Raw genomic sequence first — 16,880 nt, 5'->3', positions numbered from 1 at the left:
GGTTACTTGGCACAGTTAAACCCATGGATAGTTGAGTTATGAAAGCGCATTTGATCACCCGCCAAGGCTGGATGACCTTAGATAAAGAATTAAAATACCTGTGGAAGGAATATCGCCCGCAGATCACCCTTAAAGTGCAGGAGGCTGCGGCACAGGGCGATCGAAGTGAAAATGCGGATTACACTTACAATAAAAGGCTTTTACGTCAAATAGATAGTCGTGTTCGATACCTTGTCAAACGCCTCGAAGAACTTAAAATCGTCGACTATTCTCCCCAGCAAGAAGGCAAAATTTACTTTGGCGCTTGGTTCGAACTCGAGAACGAAGCGGGTGAGTGCGTGCGGTATCGTATCGTCGGCAAAGATGAACTCGACACTAAACTCGGCTATATCACCATAGACTCTCCCATGGCGCGGGCACTTATCGGCAAACAGGTCGATGATGAAGTGGTCGTGCAAACCCCCTCTGGCCCGAAGGAATGGTATATCAATGATATCCGCTATACCCCATTCGAGATGCCGCTTGAGGGCGAGTCAGAATAACCTTTAGTAGATCAAACTCTCGTCGATTTTCATGCTGAAATCGACAGCATCATATGAAATAACGACTGCGCCTGTGGTATCTTGGGCGCAATTAGGATCAATCAAACCCTTAGGCACGATACTTTATTTATGCAGACTATTGCCCAAATTATTGCTCAGGAATTAAATGTTCATGAGCATCAAGTCACTGCCACCATAGATTTACTCGACAATGGTGCCACAGTTCCCTTCGTCGCCCGTTACCGTAAAGAGGCGACCGGTGGTTTAGATGACACCCAATTACGTACACTGCACACCCGTTTAGGCTATTTGCGCGAGCTGAATGATAGACGTCAGGTGATTTTATCCAGCATTCAAGCTCAGGGTAAGTTAACGCCTGAATTGCAGCGTGAAATTGACGGTGCCGACAGCAAGACGCGCCTCGAGGATCTGTATCTTCCCTTCAAGCCTAAGCGCCGCACTAAGGGCCAAATTGCGATCGAAGCGGGATTAGAGCCGCTTGTTGAAGCTGTGCTTGCCGATCGCAAGGCGGATATCGAGGCATTGGCCGCGGGTTATCTAAATCTCGAAGCGGGTTTTGCCGATACCAAAGCCGTGCTGGAAGGTGCCCGTTATATTCTGATGGAACGTTACGCCGAAGATGCGGAATTACTGCGTAAAGTTCGTGACCACCTAAGCCAAAACAGTGTGTTAGAGAGCCGCGTTATCGCCGGCAAAGAGAAAGAAGGCGCAAAGTTTCGCGACTATTTCGAGCACAATGAACCTCTGGCGAAAGTGCCATCACACCGCGCCTTGGCGATGTTGCGTGGTCGCAATGAGGGTTTCCTCTCCTTATCCATGAATGCCGATCCTGCTGCCGAAGCGGGGCAGGGCAGTTACTGCGAAGTCATTATTAGCGAGCACTTAGGCCTGAAACTTGGCGAGAGCAGTGTCGACCAATGGCTTAAGACCGTTGTGACCGCCACATGGCGGATTAAAATTGCCCTGCAAATGGAAACCGAGTTTATCTCGCAAATGCGTGAGCGCGCCGAAGCGGAAGCCATTAAAGTATTTGCCCGCAACTTAGGCGACTTGTTAATGGCCGCACCGGCGGGTGCCAAGGCGACTATGGGGCTAGACCCTGGCCTACGTACGGGCGTTAAAGTGGCTATAGTGGATAACACGGGTAAGTTAGTGGCACACACGACTATCTTCCCCCATGCGCCGCAGAATTTGTGGGACAAGTCGATTCGCACCCTCGCGAACTTAGTGCAAATGCATAAGGTGGAATTAATCGCGATTGGTAACGGCACCGCCTCCCGCGAAACCGACAAGTTGGCGGGTGAATTGATTGCCAGCCTCAAGGATAGCCAACCGCAACTGACCAAGGTGATGGTGAGTGAAGCGGGCGCATCCGTGTATTCCGCCTCCGAACTGGCCGCACTGGAGTTCCCAGAGCTAGATGTGTCTATTCGCGGCGCCGTTTCTATTGCCCGTCGTTTACAGGATCCCTTAGCGGAATTGGTGAAGATTGAGCCTAAGTCCATCGGTGTGGGTCAATATCAGCACGATGTGAGTCAAAGCCAGCTGTCTAGCTCGCTCGAAGCCGTGGTCGAAGACTGCGTAAACGGTGTGGGTGTGGATTTAAACATGGCATCGGTGCCTTTGCTGTCGCAAGTTGCGGGCTTAAACAAGACCTTAGCGAAAAACGTGGTCGACTACCGCGATGCCAATGGTGCGTTCAAAAACCGTAAAGAACTGCTCAAAGTGCCACGCTTAGGCCCTAAAGCCTTTGAACAAGCTGCGGGCTTTTTGCGGATCCGTGATGGCGACAATCCCTTGGATATGTCGGCGGTTCACCCCGAAGCCTATGCGCTGGTCGAAACCATTGCTAAGACCAAGCAAGTGGAGCTGGCGAGCCTTATCGGTAATTCTGAGCTGCTACGTAACATCAAGCCGCAGGAGTTTACGACCCCTGAGTTTGGTTTACCGACAGTGACCGACATCCTGAGCGAACTGGATAAACCCGGCCGCGATCCCCGTGGTGAGTTTAAAACCGCCAAGTTTAAGGATGGAGTTGAAGAGCTTAAGGATCTGAAACCTGAGATGATCCTCGAAGGCGTTGTCACCAACGTGACTAACTTTGGCGCCTTTGTGGATATCGGTGTGCATCAGGATGGTTTAGTGCATATCTCATCATTAACCGACAAGTTTATTACCGATCCCCATACCGTGGTTAAAGCGGGAGATGTAGTGAAAGTGAAGGTGATGGAGGTCGATGTTGAGCGTCGTCGTATTGGTTTGAGTATGCGTCTGGATGAGGCTATCGATCAGAGCAAGACCCAATCACGTGGCCCATCCCAAGGTAAGCAGCAGGCTCACAAGCCTAATGCGCAGCACAAAACATCGCAACATAAGCCGGCGCGTCCTGCGCCAAAAGCGGCTCCTGTCAACGCGGCCATGGGTAATGCCTTTGCCGACGCCTTCGCTAAGCTGAAAAAGTAACTTGACTAAGGTCGGCTCGGATACATTCATGTGTTCGAGTCGACATTTTTTACTTGTTAGCCACAAAATTGTTGCATATATGCGTTCCTCAGTAATATAAAGTCGGCATTTAATGCAACGTTAAGCAAAATCGGTTGTCATAGAACAACTTTTTCACCGATTTTTTTCAAATTGACACTCCAAAGCTGAGTGGAAGTTTACTGTTTTGGGGTTATACATGCAGTCAGGTTTATCCGCTCGTGGGCGCCAGCTCGTCCATGGGCCGTTTCGTGCCATTCTTATTTTCAGTCTGTTAGTACTCGCTATTGCTACGGCTAGCCGCATCGGCTTAGGTCTTTGGCAGGGCGAACGTGTTGCTGCCGTCGACGGTTGGTCGCATCTGTTACTGCAAGGTATTCGGGTCGATATCGCAACCTTGTGTTGGTTATGGGGCGTCGCTGCCTTAGGTACGGCGTTGTTTTCAGGTGAGCATACTATTGGCCGCATTTGGCAATGGGTCTTGCGCCTATGGTTAACCTTAGGTCTGTGGACCATTTTATTTCTCGAAGTGTCAACGCCCGCCTTTATTGAAGAATACGGCATCCGCCCTAATCGCTTGTACGTAGAGTATTTGATTTACCCCAAAGAAGTGCTGTCGATGCTGTGGGCGGGACGCAAGCTGGAGCTGATTTTCTCTGTGTTGCTTAGCATAGCCACTCTGTGGGGCGGTTGGAAACTCAGCGGTAAGTTGTCTAAAAATCTGCGTTTCCCACATTGGTATTGGCGTCCTGTGCTCGCTGTCATGGTGATTGTGGTGACCCTGTTGGGCGCGCGCTCAACCTTAGGCCATAGACCCATCAACCCCGCTATGGTGGCATTCGCCGATGATCCATTAGTGAACTCCTTAGTGATAAACTCTGCTTATTCTTTAGTATTTGCGATCAAGCAAATGGGTAGTGAAGAAGATGCTTCTAAGGTGTACGGCTCATTAGACAAAGATGAGATCATCAAGACGATCAGACTAGAGAGTGGCCGCCCAGAGAGTGCCTTTACCTCTAGTGAAATCCCCTCATTGAGCTTTAACCAAGCCAGTTACAGTGGAAAACCTAAAAACCTCGTGATCCTGCTGCAGGAAAGCCTAGGCGCCCGTTTTGTGGGGAGCTTAGGCGGTATGCCTTTAACGCCGAATATCGATGCGCTCTCACAGGAAGGTTGGTATTTCGATAATCTTTACGCCACTGGCACACGTTCTGTACGCGGAATCGAAGCGGTCACCACAGGTTTTACCCCAACACCGGCCCGCGCTGTGGTGAAACTAGGTAAGAGCCAGACAGGCTTTTTCACCCTCGCCGAATTGCTGAAAAACCACGGTTATACCACCCAATTTATCTACGGTGGTGAGAGCCACTTCGACAATATGCGCAGCTTCTTCCTTGGTAATGGATTTAGCGACATTATCGACCAGAAGGACTATCAGTCTCCTGCCTTTGTGGGATCTTGGGGCGCTTCCGATGAAGATTTAATGCGTAAGGCGAATAGTGAGTTCAAGCGTCTTCATAGTGAAGGTAAGCCATTCTTTAGTTTGGTCTTTAGCTCAAGTAATCACGACCCATTCGAATTCCCCGATGGCCGTATCGAGTTGTATGAACAGCCTAAGCAAACCCGTAATAACGCGGCAAAATATGCCGATTATGCAATTGGCGAGTTCTTTAAGCTGGCGAAAAATGCTGACTATTGGAAGGATACTATCTTCATCGTGGTAGCCGATCACGACAGTCGCGTTGGTGGTGCGGATCTGGTGCCTGTACCGCGTTTCCGTATCCCTGGGTTAATCCTTGGGGATAATGTTGCGCCAAAACGCGACCACCGTATTGTGAGTCAAATCGACTTGCCGCCAACCTTGTTATCTTTGATTGGTATATCAGACTCTTATCCTATGCTAGGCCGTGACTTAACTCAGGTCAGCGATGATTGGCCTGGGCGCGCGCTGATGCAATACGATAAAAACTTTGCTCTGATGGAAGGTAAAGATGTGGTTATCCTGCAACCTGAAAAAGCGGCGCAGGGCTTCCAGTATGATGAAAAGACCGAACACTTAACTCCTCATGCTCCTGCTGCGCAGGCACTGGAGAAAAAGGCTTTAGGTTGGGCCCTGTGGGGCAGCCTAGCTTACCAGCAAGAGCTTTATCGCTCGGCTAGGTAACCGAATTAAAAATGCCGCTGATAAAGCGGCATTTTTATCTTTAAAATCAGAAACTCTTAAATCCAAGCCGACATAGCGGGTTCAGCCTCAGGCTGAGTCTGCTGCGCATAAAACTGGCCAATACGTTGCCCAACCTGCTGATAAAACTGGGGAGATTCACCTTGCATCGGTTGACGAGTCGTAGTGGTGCTGGTTTTCGCCATAGTATTAGCAGGGCGAGGATTGTTTTGTCCGACTTTTAGCCGAATATCCTTACGCTGCAGGGCGGCAGGACCGCGTACTGGCACTTTAAGGGCTTTGGGGAGCGCACGATCGGCAGCAACTATAGGGGCTTGTTTCTCTTGCTGTTGCTGGCTCTGTTGTTGTGAAGACTGCTGCTGTTGCTGTTTGTCTTGAACTTGCTGCTGATTTTGCTCGAGTAGGCGTGCCTGTTGCTGAGTTTGATCTGCGGTACGCTCATTTTGCGGGTTAAAGGCGCGTTCTTCATGACCCTTAGTCGCGGCCTGTGGTGGGATCACTATGGGCTTGAGCTGATTGTCGACCCGAGCCGAGTCCGTCGCGACATTGGTCGTCGCTATCGGGACTTGGGGGTAATTACTGACAAGCAGCATGAAAAATTCCTTGTGACTTTAATGGTTAAATACTAGCCACTTATTGCACAAAGATAAAGCACTAGTCCCTAAATTGCGCCAGCCAAGGTGTGATTGCCTGTAAGAATTCTTCCCTGTGGGATACAAACGGTGCGTGGGAGGCCTTGGCAAGCATCACATCTGTGATGTGGCTTGCGGTGGGCATCTTAGGTTGAACGCGTTTGGGCACGAGTCCATCGAGTCGGCCCCAGATCCGCTGCCAAGGTTGCTGTATCGCAGATAATTGTGGTCTGAGATCGATTTGATTCAACATATCAAGGCCTTGCGTTAAGGTTGTTGCATCGGGCAACGGACGCGCTAGAACCAAATCCCGCAGCTGCTTGATATCGTCTTTGGCGGTTTCACTGCCCATAGCCTGAATCGCTAAGAAACGCTCAATAGTTTTCGGTAAATTTTGCCCAAGTTGCTCGCCAAACATGCTGAGCACCTGCGGTGGAATGCCAGGCCATGCTTCTTCCTCCCTCGCCATAAAACAAGGCGAGGAGGCGATAGTCATCAATCCTCTGACATGGGATGGATAGCGAATGGCGGCTTGAGTCGCGACTAATCCACCCAGTGACCAGCCGGCCCAAATTGCATTAGCGGGTAAGGCATGAATTAAGGCGTCAACCCAAGTGGATAAATCCCCGGCTATCGGCTGACTTAAACCAAAGCCCGGCAAATCGACATAGTGGACTCTATACTCAGAAAGCTGCTCATGCAGTGGCGTGAATACGGCGCTGTTAACGCCCCAACCGTGGAGCATTACCAAATCTGGCCCTTGGCCTCGGGTGTCTATATGCAGTTGGGGCTGAAGGGTTGGCGTCGCAGAGTTCACTAAAATACCTCTTATAGGATCTTGTATGTCGGGCGATAGCAAATGGACTTGGTCGCAACAGGGGGCGAAGCTGTTACGCTTAGTTTCGCATTTGGGGCAGCGTTACTTGGCGGGCAGTTTACCTAACCGCTGCTTACTGTGCCACCAATCCCTCAATGCAAAGGAAGCGGGATTTTGCCAGGTATGCCTACAAACTGGGTTATATCACGGCCCAATTTGTTTAGGTTGCGGCAAATCTATGCAACTTGAGCTGGAGTATTGTGGAGAGTGTCAACGACATCAACCGCGAAAAGTCATCGCTCCTTGCAGTTATCATCAAGGCTTTGGTCCTTGGATAGCGGCCATTAAATATCAGGGGCAACTCGCCGCCTTACCCATATTATGCCGAGCCTTAGTCGCGCGAATTGCCCAACTGGAACAGCAAGGACTCATCACGCTACCGCAGGCCATAGTGCCAGTCCCTTTACACCCTAATCGATTGCGACAACGGGGATTTAATCAAGCTTGGCTAATTGCTCGGGAGTTATCGAATCAGCTTGCGTTGCCAATGGTTAGTGACGGATTAGTTCGACAGCAGGATACTCGCCCACAAGCGGGACTTAATGGCGCGTAGCGGCGGCGAAATCTACAGAATGCTTTTGAGTTAAATGCTGATTTTGCCTATCAACGGATTGCGCTAGTGGATGATGTGGTGACGACTGGTACGACGGTTGCGGAAATCGCCCGTTTATTTGAAGCGCGATATATACAGGTACAAATATGGTGTCTCGCCAGAGCAGAAGCGCCGGGTTTGTTGGATATATTCGACGAGGAGTAGGCAAACAGCAATGCATTTTACCTTTGTTTACGTCAAAACAATGTCAAAAAAACGGGAAATAAAAAATAAGTTTTATTTTTGGGATCAGGTGTAAGTATATGTATCAATAGGTTTTGTTTATTTTTTGTATTGAGGTACCTTCCTTATTATTTGGTTTGGGGGTATTTATGGATGCTAAACAGACGCTATCAAATGCCAATACAGTATCGACGTTAAAAGATGTTATTCAGGGAATTAGTACTTCATTGAAACTGCACGGTTTTAGTGGTTTCTGGTTTCAAGGAATCTCACACTGTGCCTATGAAAACTATCATTTTCCGAAAGATACTAATCTGTTCTCCCCAACGGCGTTACGCAAACCTATCGCTAGCGTAGCTTCTTCACCCGTTATTGCTCAATTGCAGCGTTTTTATTTAAATCAGGTGGCAGCTAATGATGCTAATTTTGGTTTTTCACTCGATACATCAAAACCCTACGCATATAAATTTACAAGTGAAAAAAACAATAAGGTCAGCGTACTGTTTAATAAGCACAATATTCAAACTGTGTTGAGTTGGCCGATTGTGTGTCACGACCAATGTCGTTGGACTGGCCGCTTTATGCTGCTGAGTCACCAAAGTTACTCAGAAATTGTGTTAGACGGATTGGCCAATACGTTGAAGGAGGCGCAGAACAAACTGTTTGAATGCAATAAGCCAATGTTCAATCCATTTCTACAAAGGTCCCTCCTCAAAGATAATGCTAGAGATATTTTGCAAATGGTTGCAGACGGTCTGCAAAACGATGAAATTTCTACTCAGCTCCCGATAAGTGTTAGGGGAGTTGAATATCATATGGAATCCATGCGAAAAAAATTTGGTGCGGCTAATCGAGCAAACTTGATTCATTTAGCACACCAATATGAGTTGATTTAAATATGTTGGTCTTACTGGTTGAGGATAATCGGCTTTTATCAAATAACATCATTCAATATCTCGAGTTAAGTGGCATCGAATGTGATTACGCATTTAACTTGGCACAAGCTGATATGCTCATTAGTCGGCAACAATTCGACGTAGTTATTCTTGACCTGAACTTACCGGATGGTGATGGAATAAAAGCCTGTGAACGATGGAAAGCACAGTGCATTACTTCGCCAATTATTATGTTAACTGCACGCAGTAGCTTGAAGGAACGTTTGGATGGATTTGCTGTTGGTGCTGACGATTATTTAGTAAAACCCTTCGCGATGGAAGAGTTGGTCGCACGGTTGAAAGTCGTTGCCCAACGTCGACCAGCGCCTCAACACCTAGTTATCGGCGATCTAGAAATTGATTTTGGCAACCATATGGCTTATCGCCAAGATCAACTGCTTACCTTATCTAAAACGGGTTGGCAGATCTTAGCTTTATTAGCGAGGCGTAGCCCAGAAACCGTCGGTCGAGAAGAAATCGAGCGAGTCATTTGGCCTGATAGTATTCCAGATAGTGATAGCCTACGCAGCCATATTCATCTTCTACGAAGGGTGATCGATAGGCCTTTCGAACGCCAATTACTACATACAATTCGTGGAGTTGGTTTAAGTCTTAGGAACGACACTGATGCAAATGCCTAAGCTCAGCCTTAAGCGAAGTTATCAAGTCTGGGGTGTTATTTTTCTATTAATAACATTAGCAGTGAATAGCTTTATCCCTCTATGCATGATGTGCGCTGGTATGATTTCTATGCATGAAGTCACTATCCATAATGTTGGGCAAGCAGCTGAAGTGCTACTGAAGACGAATCCGCATATTCAACCACAGCAAGCGATTAATCCGCCAATTCTAAAAACTGATCACTTAACCGTATATCTTCATTGGTTAGATATCCCAGCTCAAATTAGAGAGTTAAGTAACAATGAGGTCTTAACAGATGTGAACAAAATTCTGTATGAGCATGCTGAAGGCCCCTATGTTGATGCGTTAAGTGTGTATTACACGCAAACTGGCCAACCCCTCTATATTTGGCTGAACTACAGTGTTACGCATGATTTGCAATTTGCACCTAAAAACATGACGGCCATTTTGCTGCTGGTATTGATAACCTTTTGTGCAAGTGCAAGCCTTGCGTTTTATATGCAGAGCAAAGTGATTAAACCTGTTCATCAAATTAGCCGTGCGATTAAACAGCATGATTGGGAGGGAGGGAGTAAACTTAGCTTGCCGCAACAAGAGTATGCTGAATTAAAAGCAATTGTTGATGCGTTAGATAACTCGATATTACAACTTCAGGGAGCTCAGCAACGAGAGCTAAATTTCTTACGTTTCGCTAGTCACGAATTACGTACGCCAGTTGCAATATGCCAGTCTTCGTTCGAAATACTCGAATTGCAGCAAGGTGAACTTACTGGTGCAACTTTATATGCTTCGCAAGCAACGAGACAAATGAAGTCACTCATTGAAACATTGCTCTGGCTAACAAATAAAGAATGCTCAGTCATGGAAAAGGAAACTGTAGCTATTTCTCCTTTACTTGTTGATATTGTTAAGGAACAAAAGTGGGTACATGGCCAGGAGCGCAATATACAGTTAGTGACAGATAGTACACGACTATTAGTTCAGCTCCATCCGTTGCGGATTATTATTAGTAATTTGTTAAGGAATAGCATGGAGCATGGTGGAGTTGATATATTTATCACTCAAAGAAGTCATTCTATAGAGATCGTTAACTCGTATAGTGATCAAGGTCATAGTGGTTTTGGTCTAGGTTTACTATTAGTCAGAAGGTTAGCGCAGCAATTGGGATGGATTTTTGAGATTTCATCAGAAAATAATCTATTTATAGCAAGGCTAGAAATAATTTAAGCCTATTTAAAGTATCTTTTACTGCGTAAAACCACACACATTATAAACTCAAAAAACTTTTAAATCATAGATCACATAGCCTTTGTCTCTGTTGTAGTAAAAATATCTCTATATGGTTTCTGTTTTAGCAGAATACCTTTGTGCTATGAAGGAAATATCTTCTAGTGAGATATATGGATGTGGAGGCTTTATGTTAAATAAGAGTATGGCAATAGTGTTATTAAGCACAGTTTTTATTAGTGCTTCAGTCTATGCCGATGTTACTAAAACTAGTATAGATCTTGGTTATAAGTTTTATACCAATAGTACAGAAGATGATAACCCAGGGGTATTTAACCAACCATTTGTTAGGCTAAATCATTTGGGAATTGCGGATTGGGGAGGCTTTGTTTCCTAAAAGGATAAATAGCTATACAGCGCTTATCACGACAGGAAAAACGAGCCAACAGCCCTTGTCCCGTCGTTGATTGTTTTTCGCTACGCAGAAGATTCTCCTGATTTAGAACTAATAACTTTGTGTTTTTACTATTAGGAAACAAAGCCGATTGGGGAACCTATTTTGCGAATGTAAAATTAGAAAACCCTGCGGAACTGGCGGAGAATCAGAAAAATCAAGATGGAAAAACAACACTTAAGTCATTAATGATACTCGAAAACAAGATTGGTGAATCCAACTTTAATTTTTGGACGCAAAACTTTGTATCAGCAAGTGAAACCTTAGTCGAAGATAATCTGTATTTCGGCTTTACACATAATACTAAATTTAAGGCTTTATCTCTAAATTACGGTGTTGGTTTCAACTATACCTTTGGTAACTTTTCACCTACATCAGAGAAATTCAACGATTTATCCGGCTACGCAGTTGTTTTGAATGCAAAGTATCCATTTGAACTATTAGGGTTTAAACATAGCTTCAGTCTAAATTACGAGGCTCAAATTGATCGGGATAAAGCGCATCAGGATCTTTTTTCTTATGATAGCTACGGTCATCAAATAATCACAACTTTGCAGACAATGTTGACGGATTCAATATACACCAAGTTACATTTTACCGATTATGACAGTTGGGGGGCTCAATATAATGATGGTATTGAATATGGTGTATCGGTCGGCTATCAATTTTAGATACCTTTGAAGGCAGTTAAATATTCTCGATAAGTATATTAATCCTAAGTGATATTGGTTTTTAAAATTAATTTATAAATATTTAATATAGAGGGACTGTAATGCATTATAAACAATCCATCATAGGCCTTGCTATTACTACACTAATAGTAGTCGCAGGCTGTCAAGTGACACATCAAATAGTCAAAAGCCAAGGTACTGCGCAGGGTAAGCATGGCGAAGTGCAGGTTGAAACAACATTTGAAGACGGGCATATCGTTGGGATTGATGTACTCAAGCAAAAGGAAAATAAGGTTCTTGCGGGAGCCGTATTTCGTGATGTGAAGCAAGCGATTATTGATAACAACTCTGTTGATGTTGACGGTATTACTGGGGCGACAGTGACATCGAATGCACTGAAAGAAGCCGTCAGTAAAAGTATTGAAGCCGCTGGCGTCACATTGGCAGCTGTTGCTGCCGCGAAAAAAACGGAAGCTGTAACACCGACTGAATATACCTACGACGTAGTTGTGATTGGTTCGGGTGGGGCTGGCTTTAGTGCGGGTTTAGAGGCTATGGCGGCTGGTCGAACGGCTGTTATTATTGAAAAAATGCCGATCGTTGGTGGTAACTCATTGATTTCAGGCGCTGAGATGAATGTGGCCGGAAGCTGGGTACAGAAAAACATGGGTATAACTGATAGCAAAGAGCTGTTTATCAGCGATACCTTAAAAGGTGGGGACTTTAAGGGCGATCCTGAAATGGTTAAGACCATGGCTGACAATGCTGTCGAGGCCGCAGAGTGGCTAAGGGATTATGTAAAAGTTGAGTTTTATCCCGATCAATTATTCCAGTTTGGTGGACATAGCGTTAAGCGGGCTTTAATCCCTAAAGGCCACACTGGCGCTGAAGTGATCAGCAAGTTTTCTATCAAGGCTGAAGAAGTCGGTTTGCCTGTCCACACCAACACCAAAGCGGAGCGATTACTTCAAGATCAAACCGGTCGGGTTGTTGGGGTTGAGGCGACTCACAATGGTAAAACCATCACTTATCATGCAAAACTCGGAGTGATTGTCGCCACTGGTGGCTTCTCATCGAATATGGAAATGCGTAAGAAATACAATCCTGAGTTAGATGAACGCTACGGCAGTACAGGTCATTCAGGTGGTACTGGTGATGGGATTGTTATGGCGGAGAAGATTCACGCCGCGGCTAAAAATATGGGATATATCCAGTCATACCCTATTTGTAGCCCAACCTCGGGTGCGATTGCTTTAATTGCCGATGCGCGTTTTTTTGGTGCAGTGTTAATTAACCAGAATGGTGAGCGTTTTGTGGAAGAATTAGAGCGTCGTGACGTGATTTCACAAGCTATTCTGGCGCAGCCAGGACGTTATACCTATGTGTTGTGGAATCAGGCTATCGAGGACGTTGCCCATACGGTTGAAATGCATCAAGGTGAACTTAAAGAATTTACCAAAGATGGGCTAATGCACAAGGTTGATACCTTAGAAGAGGCCGCCAAAGTCTTTAACATTCCAGAAGATAAGTTGTTAGCTACGATTAAACACGTCAATCACTATGCCGCAACTGGCAAGGATGAAGCCTTTAACCATCGCTCTGGTTTAGTCGATTTAAGTAAAGGACCATATTGGATTTTAAAAGCGACCCCTTCAGTGCACCACACTATGGGTGGACTTGTGGTTGATACTCATACTCGTGTGCTAGATGAGAAAGGAAATATTATTCCTGGTTTATTTGCCGCAGGTGAAGTGACAGGCTTAACCCATGGCACAAACCGACTGGGTGGTAATGCGTACACAGATATTATTGTGTTTGGTCGTATTGCAGGCCAAGAAGCCGCTAAATAGAGTGCGGTTGGTTCCAAGTAAAAGCGACCTTTGGGTCGCTTTTTTGCCTTTAAAGAAGGGTATTTTACTCATTTATTTGAGCCCTTTATCTGATCGTGAAAGCGTGATGGATTTTGCAAAATTCCAGAACTTGCTACCCTAGGGACTACAAAGCGCGTGTGAGTAGGAGTATCATACGCCTAATTCTTACTAAAACACTCAGGTATCCCCTGACGGAGCTGGTTTCCATGATTACTATTTCCGATGCGGCTCAGGCCCATTTTGTAAAGTTGTTAGCCGATCAACCTGAAGGCACTCATATTCGCGTATTTGTGATCAGTCCAGGTACCGCACAAGCTGAGTGTGGCGTGTCTTACTGCCCACCAGATGCCGTTGAAAGCGATGATATTGAATTAGAATTCAATGGCTTTAGCGCTATGGTAGATGAGAAGAGTGCGCCTTTCTTAGAAGAAGCCTCAATCGACTTCGTTACCGATCAATTAGGTTCACAATTAACCCTTAAAGCGCCTAACGCAAAAATGCGTAAAGTGGCTTCTGATGCACCATTAACTGAGCGCGTTGAGTACGTGATCCAATCTGAAATCAACCCACAACTGGCAAGCCATGGTGGTAACATCATGTTGGTCGAAATCACCCAAGAAGGTGTTGCCGTATTGCAGTTTGGTGGCGGTTGTAACGGTTGTTCTCAAGTGGATATCACCCTGAAGGATGGTATCGAGAAGCAACTGTTAGACATGTTCTCTGGCGAGTTATCTGGCGTACGTGACGTAACAGATCATCAACATGGTGAGCATTCTTACGCTTAATCTTGCTTGTTGAGCTGAAAAACGCGACCCGAGAGTCGCGTTTTTTATATCTCTTAATTTGTACTAACTCATACACGAACTGACAGTTATATTATATAGTGGGATTTAAGTGTACAAACTTCACTCGTAACCCCACAACACACTTTGGGGCAAAAGCTTTTAGCCGGATAAACAGTTCAAAGGTCGTAAAGATTGGCATTGTTGTACCAGTGACCTTCTAAAACATGGAGGTTTTAGTAGAGCTCTCAGGGACGAGTTGATGGCGTGTCACTGGGGAAACAATGGCAAATCACCCTGCACACCTCACGATAAACAATCAAATTATTCAGATTGTTACATGACTAAGAGTGCAGTTTGAACGCCTTGCTAAAGTGGTAATGTGTCGCTAGGGTGAGGCTGCGCGTTATCATAAAGGCCGTCATGGCTGCCCACAGGGCATGGTTAGCCTGCTCGGAAGGTAACAGCGATTGTAGCAAAAACCATGTTGGAAAAAATGCGCCAAATGTCGAGATAATCATGCTGTTACGCATCACTTTACCCTGTGCCGCGCCAATATAGACTCCATCGAAAAGGTAAGAACCAAAAGACCAAAGCGGCAGTAATACCAGCCAAGGCAGATAAATTTGCGCTGTGGTTCTCACCTCATCAATATTGGTTAGCAGCCCTATGATATGGTCTCCAAAAAGATAAAATATCAGGCTAAAACCTAGGGCTGTGATGGCTGACCAACACCAGGCTAGGAGTACTGCTTCGCGCAGTGGCTGTGTGCGTTGTTGCCCGTAGGCTTTGCCCACTTCCGCCTCGGCATAATAGGCAATGCCATCGAGGGCGTAGGCGATTAATAAGAGTAAATTCAATAACACCGCATTGGCTGCGACCGTATTATCCCCAAGGCCCGCACCGTGAAAGGTCATAAAGGCGAAGGCGGCTTGCAGGCACAGGCTGCGAATGAAAATATCAGTATTGAGCCTAAGCAGCTGGCCGTAACCGACAAAAGTTAGATGGACACGCAAGTGGTCAAATGTAAATTGAGACGACAGCTTAAGCTGTTGTAATACCATGTAGAGCGCAACGCTAAAGGCGGTGATATCCGCACATACCGAGGCAAGCGCCGCCCCTTTAACACTCCAGCCTAAACCTATTACAAACAGTACATCGAGGATGATATTGGTTAAGTTGGCAAAGATGAGCTGCCACATGGCCGCCTTGGGTTGTTGCCTGCCAAGGAGCCAGCCCAACATGACTAAATTGAGCAGGGCGAATGGCGTCGACCAAACGCGGACTTGAAAATATTCTCGGCAATAACGTTCCACTTCAACACTCGCCTCGGAGAGGCTAAGCGCTAAATTCAATATCGGGATCTGCAATAGGATCACCGCGATACCCAGCCCTGTCGCCAACATGGCGCCTTGGACTAGCAATTTTAATTGGGCGTTAATATCATTTGCGCCATAGGCCTGTGCGACTAATCCCGTGGTCGCCATCCGTAAAAAGCCTAATAACCAAATGATTAATGTGATAATCGTTGACCCGAGTGCGACGCCCCCTAAATAATAGGCCTCACTTAAATGCCCGATGACGGCCGTATCCACCAGTCCCAACAGCGGAACCGTGATATTGGAGAGGATCATCGGCAGGGCAAGCGCGAGCAGCTGGCGATTCTTGGTGCCATTCAACAGGAGCGCGAGTGCGGTGGGTTTTTCGGTAATCATTGATTTCAGAGGTATTCACATTATGGTTAAACGTGCGTTATTGGCACTCTTAGGGCTGATGACCTTCTCGGCCCATGCTGTGGTCGTTTTACAGTATCACCATGTGTCAGAAAGCACACCGGCGGCGACGAGCGTCACGCCTGCACAATTTCGTGAGCAAATGCAGTTTCTGGCGGACGATGGCTTTAAGGTTATCCCCTTATCTCAAGTGGTTGAGGCGATCAAAAATAAACAGGACTTACCCGCCAAAACGGTGGCTATTACCTTCGATGATGGTTATCGCAGCATCGCGACCACAGCGCACCCTATCCTAAAGGAATTTGGTTTTCCCTACACCCTATTTGTGGCAATTGAGCCGATTAAACAAAAGTTTACCGAGATGATGACCTGGGAAGATCTGATTAAGCTTTCCAAGGAAGGGGCCGACATTGCTAACCATAGTTGGGCCCATGAACATCTGATCCGCCGCCAAGACAATGAATCCCAAAGCCAATGGATTGCGCGAATTAAGGCCAATATTCAGGACACCGAAAACGCGATTCGTGAGGCGACGGGGCAGAACTTTAAAATGCTGGCCTATCCCTATGGGGAATACAATCAGGCGATTCAAGATATGTTGACCGAAAATGGCTTTGTCGCTTTTGGCCAGCAGTCTGGAGCGGCAGGCCCCTATTCGCCACTCACGGCGCTGCCGCGTTTCCCTGTGGCGGGGCAATATGCGGATTTAAAGAGCTTAAAAGCCAAGTTATACAGCCTCAATATGCCAGTGCTTGAGCAAACGCCTAGCGATCCTGAGCTTAAGGGCGGACATTGGCGCCCCGAGCTTAAGGTTAAGCTCGATATGAGCGATATTTCGGCCAAGCAGGTCATGTGTTATATCCAAGGGCAAGGCGCTAAAACGCCGACTTGGAGCAGCGACAATGAGTTTAGTATTCAAGCCGATTTAGCCCTGCCAGCGGGGCGTTCACGCTACAATTGCACTGCGCCAAGTAAGACGCGCAATGGTTATTACTGGTTTTCGCAGGCATGGGTGAGACCTAAAGACGACGGCACTTGGGTTAAAGAATAATGCC

14 protein-coding genes and 1 pseudogene are annotated in these 16,880 nt (G+C 46.3%); 12 read left to right on the top strand and 3 right to left on the bottom strand.

Going from position 1 to position 16,880, the window contains the following annotated elements; genetic code table 11:
• Positions 1–38: 38 nt before the first annotated feature.
• The 3 genes from greB to ACK5NH_RS07910 all read left to right on the top strand — a co-directional run bounded on the left by greB (position 39) and on the right by ACK5NH_RS07910 (position 5,208).
• Complete coding sequence (gene greB, locus ACK5NH_RS07920) at positions 39–542, top strand: transcription elongation factor GreB (RefSeq protein ID WP_416918983.1); 504 nt, start codon at positions 39–41, stop codon at positions 540–542.
• A gap of 129 nt (positions 543–671) precedes the next feature.
• On the top strand, positions 672–3,026 hold the full coding sequence (locus ACK5NH_RS07915) for a Tex family protein (RefSeq protein WP_416918981.1): 2,355 nt from the start codon (positions 672–674) through the stop codon (positions 3,024–3,026).
• Between the two features lie 217 nt (positions 3,027–3,243).
• Positions 3,244–5,208 carry an LTA synthase family protein gene (locus ACK5NH_RS07910; protein ID WP_416918979.1) on the top strand — a complete coding sequence of 655 codons (1,965 nt, stop codon included), beginning with the start codon at positions 3,244–3,246 and terminating at the stop codon, positions 5,206–5,208.
• Between the two features lie 56 nt (positions 5,209–5,264).
• Here the strand turns inward: ACK5NH_RS07910 and ACK5NH_RS07905 are convergent, their stop codons facing one another.
• Positions 5,265–5,819 (bottom strand): hypothetical protein, encoded by a 555-nt coding sequence (locus ACK5NH_RS07905; RefSeq protein ID WP_416918977.1) that lies wholly within the window; start codon positions 5,817–5,819, stop codon positions 5,265–5,267.
• A gap of 61 nt (positions 5,820–5,880) precedes the next feature.
• Positions 5,881–6,675: a pimeloyl-ACP methyl ester esterase BioH gene (gene bioH / locus ACK5NH_RS07900; RefSeq protein WP_416918975.1), complete on the bottom strand. Its 795-nt coding sequence runs from the start codon at positions 6,673–6,675 to the stop codon at positions 5,881–5,883.
• Between the two features lie 25 nt (positions 6,676–6,700).
• On the opposite strand from bioH, the pseudogene ACK5NH_RS07895 reads away from it, so the two are divergent.
• The 8 genes and pseudogenes from ACK5NH_RS07895 (at position 6,701) to nfuA (ending at position 14,095) form a co-directional block, all read left to right on the top strand.
• A pseudogene (locus ACK5NH_RS07895) lies at positions 6,701–7,492 on the top strand (ComF family protein).
• Between the two features lie 167 nt (positions 7,493–7,659).
• Positions 7,660–8,406: a helix-turn-helix transcriptional regulator gene (locus tag ACK5NH_RS07890; protein ID WP_416918973.1), complete on the top strand. Its 747-nt coding sequence runs from the start codon at positions 7,660–7,662 to the stop codon at positions 8,404–8,406.
• Between the two features lie 2 nt (positions 8,407–8,408).
• Positions 8,409–9,086 (top strand): response regulator transcription factor, encoded by a 678-nt coding sequence (locus tag ACK5NH_RS07885; RefSeq protein ID WP_416918971.1) that lies wholly within the window; start codon positions 8,409–8,411, stop codon positions 9,084–9,086.
• Complete coding sequence (locus ACK5NH_RS07880; RefSeq protein ID WP_416918969.1) at positions 9,073–10,314, top strand: sensor histidine kinase; 1,242 nt, start codon at positions 9,073–9,075, stop codon at positions 10,312–10,314. Before ACK5NH_RS07885 ends, ACK5NH_RS07880 begins: the two co-directional genes overlap by 14 nt.
• Positions 10,315–10,504: 190 nt before the next feature.
• Positions 10,505–10,711, top strand: coding sequence for a hypothetical protein (locus tag ACK5NH_RS07875; protein ID WP_416918967.1), 207 nt, complete (start codon positions 10,505–10,507; stop codon positions 10,709–10,711).
• 119 nt (positions 10,712–10,830) lie between these two features.
• Entirely contained in the window at positions 10,831–11,439 is a 609-nt protein-coding gene (locus tag ACK5NH_RS07870) for an outer membrane protein OmpK (protein WP_416918965.1), read from the top strand.
• Between the two features lie 101 nt (positions 11,440–11,540).
• Positions 11,541–13,289: a urocanate reductase gene (gene urdA, locus ACK5NH_RS07865; RefSeq protein ID WP_416918963.1), complete on the top strand. Its 1,749-nt coding sequence runs from the start codon at positions 11,541–11,543 to the stop codon at positions 13,287–13,289.
• Between the two features lie 227 nt (positions 13,290–13,516).
• Entirely contained in the window at positions 13,517–14,095 is a 579-nt protein-coding gene (gene nfuA / locus ACK5NH_RS07860; RefSeq protein ID WP_416918961.1) for a Fe-S biogenesis protein NfuA, read from the top strand.
• Between the two features lie 341 nt (positions 14,096–14,436).
• Here nfuA and ACK5NH_RS07855 read toward each other — a convergent pair whose 3' ends face one another.
• Positions 14,437–15,807, bottom strand: coding sequence for an MATE family efflux transporter (locus ACK5NH_RS07855; RefSeq protein WP_416918958.1), 1,371 nt, complete (start codon positions 15,805–15,807; stop codon positions 14,437–14,439).
• 22 nt (positions 15,808–15,829) lie between these two features.
• Between ACK5NH_RS07855 and ACK5NH_RS07850 the strand changes: the two genes are divergently transcribed.
• Positions 15,830–16,876: a polysaccharide deacetylase family protein gene (locus tag ACK5NH_RS07850; RefSeq protein WP_416918956.1), complete on the top strand. Its 1,047-nt coding sequence runs from the start codon at positions 15,830–15,832 to the stop codon at positions 16,874–16,876.
• The last annotated feature ends 4 nt before the right edge of the window (positions 16,877–16,880 follow it).

The sequence above is a fragment of the Shewanella sp. genome, from assembly GCF_047975355.1.
GTDB lineage: Bacteria > Pseudomonadota > Gammaproteobacteria > Enterobacterales > Shewanellaceae > Shewanella.
Note: the sequence above shows the minus strand (reverse complement) of the source record. Positions and strands in the feature narration are given on the sequence as shown.

Excerpts from the sequence above, each read along its gene's own strand:
- greB (WP_416918983.1), top strand. The coding sequence starts at position 39 with ATGAAAGCGCATTTGATCACCCGCCAAGGCTGGATGACCTTAGATAAA.
- ACK5NH_RS07915 (WP_416918981.1), top strand. The coding sequence starts at position 672 with ATGCAGACTATTGCCCAAATTATTGCTCAGGAATTAAATGTTCATGAG.
- ACK5NH_RS07910 (WP_416918979.1), top strand. The coding sequence starts at position 3,244 with ATGCAGTCAGGTTTATCCGCTCGTGGGCGCCAGCTCGTCCATGGGCCG.
- ACK5NH_RS07905 (WP_416918977.1), bottom strand. The coding sequence starts at position 5,819 with ATGCTGCTTGTCAGTAATTACCCCCAAGTCCCGATAGCGACGACCAAT.
- ACK5NH_RS07890 (WP_416918973.1), top strand. The coding sequence starts at position 7,660 with ATGGATGCTAAACAGACGCTATCAAATGCCAATACAGTATCGACGTTA.
- ACK5NH_RS07885 (WP_416918971.1), top strand. The coding sequence starts at position 8,409 with ATGTTGGTCTTACTGGTTGAGGATAATCGGCTTTTATCAAATAACATC.
- ACK5NH_RS07880 (WP_416918969.1), top strand. The coding sequence starts at position 9,073 with ATGCAAATGCCTAAGCTCAGCCTTAAGCGAAGTTATCAAGTCTGGGGT.
- ACK5NH_RS07875 (WP_416918967.1), top strand. The coding sequence starts at position 10,505 with ATGTTAAATAAGAGTATGGCAATAGTGTTATTAAGCACAGTTTTTATT.
- urdA (WP_416918963.1), top strand. The coding sequence starts at position 11,541 with ATGCATTATAAACAATCCATCATAGGCCTTGCTATTACTACACTAATA.
- nfuA (WP_416918961.1), top strand. The coding sequence starts at position 13,517 with ATGATTACTATTTCCGATGCGGCTCAGGCCCATTTTGTAAAGTTGTTA.
- ACK5NH_RS07855 (WP_416918958.1), bottom strand. The coding sequence starts at position 15,807 with ATGATTACCGAAAAACCCACCGCACTCGCGCTCCTGTTGAATGGCACC.
- ACK5NH_RS07850 (WP_416918956.1), top strand. The coding sequence starts at position 15,830 with ATGGTTAAACGTGCGTTATTGGCACTCTTAGGGCTGATGACCTTCTCG.